The sequence below is a fragment of the Odoribacter sp. genome, from assembly GCF_985060555.1.
In genome coordinates this window covers 22669-31138 of sequence record NZ_CFKYFN010000096.1, presented here as the reverse complement: position 1 = coordinate 31138, position 8470 = coordinate 22669, and the positions used below count along the sequence as shown (strand labels likewise).

8 protein-coding genes are annotated in these 8470 nt (G+C 47.3%); 2 read left to right on the top strand and 6 right to left on the bottom strand.

Annotation, left to right across the window (positions count from 1 at the left end):
• Positions 1-278: 278 nt before the first annotated feature.
• The 6 genes from AC5RDS_RS13335 to AC5RDS_RS13310 form a co-directional block, all read right to left on the bottom strand.
• Positions 279-1103, bottom strand: coding sequence for a DUF6562 domain-containing protein (locus AC5RDS_RS13335; RefSeq protein ID WP_118159959.1), 825 nt, complete (start codon positions 1101-1103; stop codon positions 279-281).
• Positions 1104-1115: 12 nt separating this feature from the next.
• Positions 1116-2159: a DUF6562 domain-containing protein gene (locus tag AC5RDS_RS13330; RefSeq protein ID WP_118159961.1), complete on the bottom strand. Its 1044-nt coding sequence runs from the start codon at positions 2157-2159 to the stop codon at positions 1116-1118.
• A gap of 14 nt (positions 2160-2173) precedes the next feature.
• A complete protein-coding gene (locus AC5RDS_RS13325) occupies positions 2174-3361 on the bottom strand; it encodes a DUF3575 domain-containing protein (RefSeq protein ID WP_118159986.1) in 1188 nt (395 codons plus the stop codon).
• A 539-nt stretch (positions 3362-3900) separates the two neighbouring features.
• On the bottom strand, positions 3901-4662 hold the full coding sequence (locus AC5RDS_RS13320) for a TIGR03915 family putative DNA repair protein (RefSeq protein WP_013610403.1): 762 nt from the start codon (positions 4660-4662) through the stop codon (positions 3901-3903).
• A gap of 13 nt (positions 4663-4675) precedes the next feature.
• On the bottom strand, positions 4676-5932 hold the full coding sequence (locus AC5RDS_RS13315; protein WP_046451103.1) for a putative DNA modification/repair radical SAM protein: 1257 nt from the start codon (positions 5930-5932) through the stop codon (positions 4676-4678).
• Positions 5933-6060: 128 nt separating this feature from the next.
• Complete coding sequence (locus AC5RDS_RS13310; RefSeq protein ID WP_041557074.1) at positions 6061-6573, bottom strand: NUDIX hydrolase; 513 nt, start codon at positions 6571-6573, stop codon at positions 6061-6063.
• 769 nt (positions 6574-7342) lie between these two features.
• Here AC5RDS_RS13310 and AC5RDS_RS13305 point away from each other — a divergent pair.
• Both AC5RDS_RS13305 and AC5RDS_RS13300 read left to right on the top strand, forming a co-directional pair.
• On the top strand, positions 7343-7627 hold the full coding sequence (locus AC5RDS_RS13305; RefSeq protein WP_022160537.1) for a LysO family transporter: 285 nt from the start codon (positions 7343-7345) through the stop codon (positions 7625-7627).
• 33 nt (positions 7628-7660) lie between these two features.
• Positions 7661-8263 (top strand): LysO family transporter, encoded by a 603-nt coding sequence (locus tag AC5RDS_RS13300; RefSeq protein WP_013610407.1) that lies wholly within the window; start codon positions 7661-7663, stop codon positions 8261-8263.
• The last annotated feature ends 207 nt before the right edge of the window (positions 8264-8470 follow it).

The window sequence follows — 8470 nt, the reverse complement described above, 5'->3', positions numbered from 1 at the left end:
TCTGCGGAATACTCACCGTAAACGAAGACGTCGCCCCCGCATCCGGTGCGGACATCTCGTCCTTCTGACATGCGGTAAATGCTGTCAACATTCCCGCTAATAGTAAGATCTTGTTCATAAAATATTGAGCGTTAATGGATTAACCTCCACAGCCACCTGCAAAAAATATGTGGATTTCGGATTCTCCGGAAGGAGGCAGTAACCCAACGGTTTGTATTATTGTTTATATATCGGTTTTCTGTTCATCTTTCCGTTCATAGTCTCTGTGTCGTCTTAAATCACGGCGTGGATTCCTCGAACGTGGCCGTCACGTTGGTCGTGTAGTTCCGCTGCAGCTGCAGCACGTCGAGACTCTTGGTTACTTCGCCAACCGTGATCGACAGCCCGACGGATTTTCCTTCGGCAGGCACGAAGAGAAAGTCTTCGCCCACCAATGCCGCTCCAGTGGTTGTCGTTGGGAACGCGATTGTCAGGGTTTGAGGAGCGGATGCCGTTGCGGTTAGCACATCGTACTGTGTCGGTACGTTCGTATAGGTAACCGACACCGTTTGGCCGCCCGTGCCGAACGCCTCCTTGTTCTGCATCGTCAGTTTGGCCAACGGGCGTTTCAGCCTGGCCGATACGCCGTTGCCGCCGTTCCACTGCACGCCGGGCAGGGCGTAGGCGAAGGCGTCGCGTTCGCTGCCGGGGGTATAGGTCGCGGGAGTACTGCCGGAGGTCATGGCCACCGTTACATTCCGCAGGTCATCGGTCGTATAGGCTCCCGTGCCGTAATCGGCCCAGAAGAGGAAGTCATACGTGCCGGGCACCAGCATGATCTCGATGGCGGCTTCGTCAAGCGTCCCGTTTGCTGTCTTATGCAGTACGCATCGGGGATTGGCGTCCTTTGTCCATGCCTCGAAGGTGTAGGTCAATGTTTGTCCTGCTGCTGTCTCCCCGCGCGTTGCCGCCTTGGCCGCGGGTTCGTTTTCCAGTGTGCCCTCCGAGAGCAGGGAGATCACACCGCCCACGGGCGCCGCCGGGGCGGGCGTGGGGTTCTCGTCCTTGCTGCAGCCGGCAAGGACGGTCAGTGCGAGAAATAATATGGTAACTGTCTTTTTCATCCGGATATCTGTTTAGTCGGGGATCGTAATGTTGATGTCGCCTTCGAAACCGGGGTCTATGCCGATGCCGGGGGCGTAGTCGCGTGTGAGGAATTCGTCGCGTATAGTCGTCAGCTTGCCCCGTACGATGGGCACGTCGATGCCCTCGATACGGTTCAGCAGGTTGCCCTCGCTATCGCGAATCGTCAGGTTGACTTTCACGGCCGATTCGGAGCCGTTGACAAAGATATAGTCGCTGGCCAGGTGGGCCTCCTTGCCCGTCAGGGGCGTCATGTTACACCCGAATCCCATCCCTGTGCGGGCGTCGTTGGGTTTGTTCGTGTAGGCGTTGAAACCTGACGGGAAGTACCCCGCGTAATCTACCTGTACCCGTATCGTCGAGAGGTCGGGGGCCTTGGACAACAGGTCGCCGGCTACGGCTCCGGTCATCTTCGGGCGCCGTACGGCCAGCTCGTCGAGGAACTTGTCGATGTCGGTAGTAATGAACTCGATCTTGGCCATCGGGCGCTGGAGCGTCACGGTTGCATCCACGGTCTCGTTCCAGCGGTCGCGGTAACCCTTGAGGTCGATCTCTTGCCGGGCGACATAGGTGTCCTTGTGCTCCTCGTTGCCGATGTAGCTTCCGGCCTCAGGTACGCTGATGGCCGAGAGCGAAGGAATCGTGTAGTATTTGTCGGACACGGAACCATCGTCTACGTAATCCATCCATGCCACGACGTGGTAGCGGGCGGCGTGCAGCGCTAGCGAGGTATGGATCGTATGGTGTCCGTCCGCCGCCTGTTCGCAGCCGAGCACATACCGCTGCACGGGCTCGCCGGCAATCTCGTCGCGGAATACCTCGACGATCCAGCGCACATCATACAGGTCGGCCTCCGACGCTTTGGAGCGTTCTGCCGGCACGTAGGACTCTATTTTCGGGTCGATCGCAAGGGTCAGGTTCACGTTGACCAGCGTGGGATCGACGCCTCCGTTTTCCGGAAATTCCAGTACGGTCTTATCACAGCCCGTCAATACAAGGACGAGCAAATGGGCGATATATATTGTTACTCTTTTCATCTTCTGCTCCTCCCTTATTTTCCGAATCGGTACACCAGGTTGATTCCCACCTTTGTCAGGCCCCAGTAGTTGTAGGATTGTCCCTTTTCGAAGCGGGCGCCGTTCGGTATATTATAATAAGTGTCGTATTTTGTGTGGACATATCCCGCGCCGAGGGTGAACTCTGCTGCCCAGTGGCGGGCGAAGGGCAGTGCGTAACCGTAACTCAGGCCCGCGCCGTAGAAGCCGTCGGGCGACTGGTAACGTTTCTCTTTGTCTACCGCGATGTTGAAGGCACCGATATTGAGGTGGACGCCGAAGAAGTGACCCTGCATCGGGGTTTTCAGCCAATAACGGAACTCCGGCTGAATAGCCAAAAAGCGCAGGCGGTATTTGCGTGCCACGGTGTAGGGACTGTAGATAACCGGCAGGTCGACCGAGTAGTGGTCGCCGAAGCTGTACTCCACACCAAGGTTGGCGACCGTGGCGGCCAGATAGGCGACGTTCGTTTTGACAGCCCAGCGGTAAGAGGGGCGTCCGGGGACGGACAGCATTTCTTCCGGAGCCTTGTCAGACATATCGGGTGCAACAGAGGATTCCGGAATCTCCGATTCCGGACGGTTTTCGGATTTTCCATTTCCGGGTAATGAATCGGATGGCACAACGTCTCTCTCGGATAGAATGTCGGGTACTGTATCTATCTTTGCATTCGGAGACATATAGGCTACAGCGATCACATCTGTCATTCCACGCCATCGTTGCGTGGAATTCGTCGTCCTGAAATGATCTTCTTTCAGTCCTTCGTGAACGATAAAATAGGATTTGATCTGGTTACTTCGGTTTTTTGCAATTGCAAGATTCTTTTTAAAAGAATCATAAGAGGAGCAAAAACCCAGTACGCGCACTTTTATGTCACCCGATTCGATTGAAAATTTGTGTTGTCGGATGGAGCGGGTAAGCGAATCAATAGCGGCTGCATTTCCTTTGTAATCGGCCCAGAACATACAGCGCCGGGGAGCAAAACGAAAAACAACCGTATCCTGTCCGGCAGTAAGTGTATTCGTCTTCGACCGATAACTCTCAGTACTGCAGACAGGCACATCGCAGTTTATCTTCTCTGCCGTAACAGTAAATCCGTATAGCAGGAATCCGAGCAGAAAGATCGTCTGGATCGTTTTCGAACGATCTTCTCGACCTGAAATACTTGTATGGGAATTATTCATCCTATTGTATATTACTATCAAACCAGACAAAAAATTCATTTTGTCTGCTTGATTGTTAGTTAAAAACATTGTTTTATAGTATAAAAAATGAAAATATTTACTTAAAATCTAAATCAATTTCTATTAAATTGATTCATATTCCATTGTGAGCGGATTTTCCGAAAGCGCTCCTTGCAGTATTTCACTTTTTAACCAACGTTTTTTATTGGATGATTTTTATAAGAAAAAAAAATCATGACGAATTACCTATTAATGTTTGATAATCAAAAAATTATCTTATATGCAAATAAAAAAAACACACCTTCCCGGGATGGTTATATGATTACACAAATTAAACGTTCGTTTTCTTTATTTGCAACTATTTCATTTTTTGCAGTTTGCTTCAGAATTCATAGTGCAAAGTAAATACTTTTTTTGGGGAATACAAAATAATTTTATATTTTTTGCAGGATCGGTGCACAAAAATTATTTACTATAAGTGAAAATTAAATTTGAGTAGTGGTAATTATCCGGTCATAATAATAAAAGGGGAGGATGAATTATTTTTCTGTGAGGTATTTCCAGAAACGGACGGGGAGGTTTTGGCGGTGCAGTTTCGGATTGATACGTTCTTTGATGGCGATGGTTTTAAAGTAGGTTCGCCAGAGTTGCTGAAAAAGTTGTTCATCTTCTGCCATCAGTTGCTGATCCAGTTTGCCGGTCAAAAGATGGGTTCCTTTGGTTTCGAAACGGACTTCATCGACTTTTTGCCGATTGTAATAATAACCGTATTCCCGTTTGATATCATACAGCAACCAGCATTGGTCGGCGAATCGGTTTTGAAAGTGACCGATAACCAAAGGCAGTACATTGTATATCGGTTCGAGGGCGGCAAAATAAGTTCCGTCGATGGTTTTTTGAAAACGGGTGAATTGGACAACCCGTAGACGTTCGTTCCCCACTTTCTTAGCGATCTGAGTGGCTTCGAGTACATCGGGATCTCCGAAGTTGATTTCGATCGGGCGGAGAGCGTCGATAGCTTTGCGGATATAACGGAATAGTAAGCGGTCGGTATCCGGAAGTTCGGACAACCAGCAAGAGGTGATAACGGATAGGCCGGCCGGAGAGAGTCTCTTTTCAAGACCTTTCCATACCCGGGAGGATTTGCGTTCATCGGTAATAATCCGAATTACCTCTTCGTGGAATAAAGGAAGGGGAACTCCTTCGGCCTGTAGTATATCCGGAAACATTTTTCGGTCATAAGCCTCGAATATACAGGTGAGTAGTCCGTCGAAGCTTTTATCATATTGGTAGACAATCATCGGCTTTTCGGTTTTATTCGAAGATAATCTTTAGCTGACGGGGATCTTCCTGTTTGCCTTTGTGTGGAATGAGTAACTGGCGTACCCGCTCGGGCCGGAGTTCCTGAACCGTCTGTAGGGGAAGTTCATTACAGGTAATGAAATATTGTGCTTTCTTCAAAACGACCCCCATTTTTTTCAATTGCGAACCATTGATTTTACCGTAGCGACGGGAGACAATGATCATTTTCGCCGATTTTACTCCTAAACCGGGAATACGGAGCAATAACTCATAATCTGCCCGGTTGATGTCTACGGGGAATTTTTCAGGATGGCGTAGTGCCCAGGCCAGTTTCGGATCGATTTCAAGGTCCAGGTCAGGATAAGAGTCGTCGACAATTTCATCCACTTTGAACTGATAAAAACGCAATAACCAATCGGCTTGATACAGTCGGTTTTCCCGTACCAGCGGCGGTTGTTTCAATTGGGGTAAACGGTTGTCGTAAGCATTGACGGGTACAAATCCCGAATAGTATACCCTTTTCATGGTCGGTCGCTGATAAAGGGCAGAAGATAACCGGAGGATATCTTTGTCGGAATCCGGAGTAGCTCCTATAATCATCTGGGTACTTTGTCCCGCAGGGGCAAAACGGGGAGCCGACCGGTATTTTTTCCGCTCTTCGGCACTTTCCAATACGCCTTGCTGGATGTGACGCATCGGTGTGAATACGCTTTGGAAATCCTTTTCGGGAGCTAATGTCTGTAAGCTTTTTTCGTTGGGTATTTCGATGTTGACACTCATCCGGTCGGCATATAATCCGGCTTCGTGGATAAGTTCCGGACTGGCTCCCGGAATTCCTTTTAAATGAATATATCCGTTGAAACGGTGGATGGTTCGTAGATCCTTGACGATTCGTACCAGGCGTTCCATGGTATAATCCGGGTTGCGGACGACTCCTGAACTCAGGAATAAGCCTTCGATGTAATTCCTGCGGTAAAATTCAATGGTGAGATTGACCAATTCGGTTACCGAGAGTGTTGCCCGCGGGATATCGTTGCTCCTGCGATTGATGCAGTAGGCACAGTCGTACCTGCAATAGTTGGTCAGCATGATCTTCAACAAAGAAATACAACGTCCGTCTTCGGCAAAGCTGTGACAAATCCCCCAGCCTGCAGCACTACCTATCGCCCCGGCTTTATGTCCCCGGGACGTACCGCTGGAGGCACAGGATACATCGTATTTGGCAGATTCTGCCAATATCTTTAACTTATCCAAAACAGATTCATCCATAGTGTCACAAAGAAAGAACTTCCTGGTGAGAAAACAAATCGAAAATAGTTAAATATAGACTTGACGGAATTATTCGGCTGTTTTCGGTGCTATCGGGACCACCGGGGCGCAGAATAATACGGTCGATTTTATGACCGGTTAAACAAGGGTTTGAGTAATAGTCGGTATTCGTGGACCAGGTTGGGAGTCAGCTTATTTTTCTCCATGCCCTCTGCCAATTCTTGCAGAGTCCAAAAACGCCCTTCGTCCACTTCATCGTTATCGATGTGGATATGGTTGTAACGGGTACATAAAAAAGAAAAAACCAGTTCCCGTTCGCGGGGACTTTCCCAAACGTAGTTACCCAGAAAACGGGCCTCGAAGTCTGTGATGCCCAATTCTTCGGAAGCCTCCCGTTTAAGTGCATCTTCGACTTTCTCATTTACGCCGATATGTCCGCCTACTGCGGTATCCCACATACCGGGCAGAAGGTCTTTTTTCATACTTCTTTTTTGCAGGAATAGTTCGTGGCGATCGTTGGTAATGTGTAAATGTACGACGGGATGGAGTAGTTTGGATCCCGAATGACAAATGCTGCGGGGGGCCTGGCCGGTAACTTCTCCTTTCTCGTCGACGATAGGCAACCATTCTTCTTTTTTCATTTTTCTCAATAAAAGACGGTTATAGATAAAAAATACGACAAAATAAGTACCTAAAATAATGTATAAGAGTGGGGTAGTGATGAATTTTGCCGTGTCCTCCGGCAAAAATAGAATGGCTGTATAGGCAAGTAGGGTATGTAGGGCGACGAGGATAAAAAGTATCCGCAACATTTTTCGCATACTTTGAAGTTGTGGTCCCGAAAGGTGGATATTTTTGCGGTAACCGGCAGGTAGAGTATGGGTAAAGTCGGTATGTGAGAAGGCGAAAAATCCTAGCAATAAACATAAAGCCGTTTCAATAATAGCCGGTTGTAGCTGTGAAAGTACCGAACCGTTTGCCCAAATGGAAATCAGACCCGGGATACAAAAAAACAAAGTAGTGAGGAGGATCATTTTGTCATATACTTTTTCCCGGATTCGGGTATAGATAAACTCGGCTCCTCCTAAAAGAAAGGCGACCCATACTCCGGTAACTGTTCCGAAAAATTCATCGGCTATGAAATAGATCCCTATCAGTAGTAAAGAGGGTAAAAGACTTCGAACAGAATGATTCATGATTTTAAAGCTATAAAACGACTGGCAAAAATAATCAATATACTTTATCTCCCCACAGCACTGCCCTGCAAAATAGCGGAAAAAAGAGAGAGACAAAACCGGAATACAGCTGGAACTGAAAATTTCTGTATTAACTTTGTAGCCCGAAACGTATTTGAAAAAGTTTGTAAAGTTTATAAACCGAATGAAAAGATAGTTTTATAAGAAAAGGATTATGTTGAAGATTGTCGGAATTATGTTGCTGGGCGTATTCACCGGGTATTTATTGAAAAATTATCAGCTCCGGTGGGTACAAAAATGGATTATGCTGGCCATTTGGTTATTGTTATTCTTATTAGGTATTGCTGTCGGTACGAACGGAGAGATTATGAATAATCTGGATACGATCGGTTTGAAAGGTTTGATCCTGGCCCTGGGAGGAGTATCGGGAAGTGTGATCCTGGCTTGGGTGGTATATCGCTTTTTTTTCATGAGGAGAGACGAGTCTTCTGTTTCCTGAGTATTTCTAAGTCGTTATTTTGATTCAGAATAAATGAAAGGAAGTTTGATTATTGTTGCTTTTTTTGTGGCTGGAGTGATTCTGGCCCGCTGGGGCGTTCTGCCTCAGGAATTGCTTCAGCAGGATTTTAGTATGTATGTTTTATACGGGTTGATGTTCCTGGTGGGTATAAGTATAGGGAGTGACCGGAAAGCCTGGGCGGCGTTGAAAGGTCAGCAGCTACGGATTGTACTGGTGCCTTTGGCGACGATTGTCGGCACGTTGGCAGGAAGTATAGGGGTTAGCTTTCTTTTGACCGATATCCGTTTAACGGATTGTCTGGCTATCGGTTCGGGTTTCGGTTATTATTCCTTGTCGAGTATTTTTATCACAGAATATAGAGGGGCGGAATTGGGCACAATCGCTTTGACTACTAATATTATACGTGAGATCATTACTTTGTTGGGAGCTGCTGTTCTGGTCCGTTGCTTCGGAAAATTGGCTCCGATCTGTTCCGGTGGTGCTACTACGATGGATACTACCTTGCCGGTTATTACCCGATTTTCAGGTAAAGAGTATGTGATTATTGCGATATTCCATGGGTTTGTAGTGGATTTCAGTGTGCCTTTTCTGGTCACTTTTTTTGCGAAACTTTAGATTATTATTTATTCGTCCCAATTGTGGAAAAAGGTTTAGGATGGAAGAATAACTCTTCATCTTAAACCTTTTTTTCTGTTTCAGCAAGTTGAAAATATTGCCTCCGCTTTTATCGGAAGACCAGGGAGGGGTATTTCGTTTTTTACTTCCTTTGAGAAAATAAAAAAGCGTCCCGTTTTCCGAGACGCTTTTTAGTTTCAGTAAAAC

Excerpts from the sequence above, each read along its gene's own strand:
- AC5RDS_RS13335 (WP_118159959.1), bottom strand. The coding sequence starts at position 1,103 with ATGAAAAAGACAGTTACCATATTATTTCTCGCACTGACCGTCCTTGCC.
- AC5RDS_RS13330 (WP_118159961.1), bottom strand. The coding sequence starts at position 2,159 with ATGAAAAGAGTAACAATATATATCGCCCATTTGCTCGTCCTTGTATTG.
- AC5RDS_RS13325 (WP_118159986.1), bottom strand. The coding sequence starts at position 3,361 with ATGAATAATTCCCATACAAGTATTTCAGGTCGAGAAGATCGTTCGAAA.
- AC5RDS_RS13320 (WP_013610403.1), bottom strand. The coding sequence starts at position 4,662 with ATGATTGTCTACCAATATGATAAAAGCTTCGACGGACTACTCACCTGT.
- AC5RDS_RS13315 (WP_046451103.1), bottom strand. The coding sequence starts at position 5,932 with ATGGATGAATCTGTTTTGGATAAGTTAAAGATATTGGCAGAATCTGCC.
- AC5RDS_RS13310 (WP_041557074.1), bottom strand. The coding sequence starts at position 6,573 with ATGAAAAAAGAAGAATGGTTGCCTATCGTCGACGAGAAAGGAGAAGTT.
- AC5RDS_RS13305 (WP_022160537.1), top strand. The coding sequence starts at position 7,343 with ATGTTGAAGATTGTCGGAATTATGTTGCTGGGCGTATTCACCGGGTAT.
- AC5RDS_RS13300 (WP_013610407.1), top strand. The coding sequence starts at position 7,661 with ATGAAAGGAAGTTTGATTATTGTTGCTTTTTTTGTGGCTGGAGTGATT.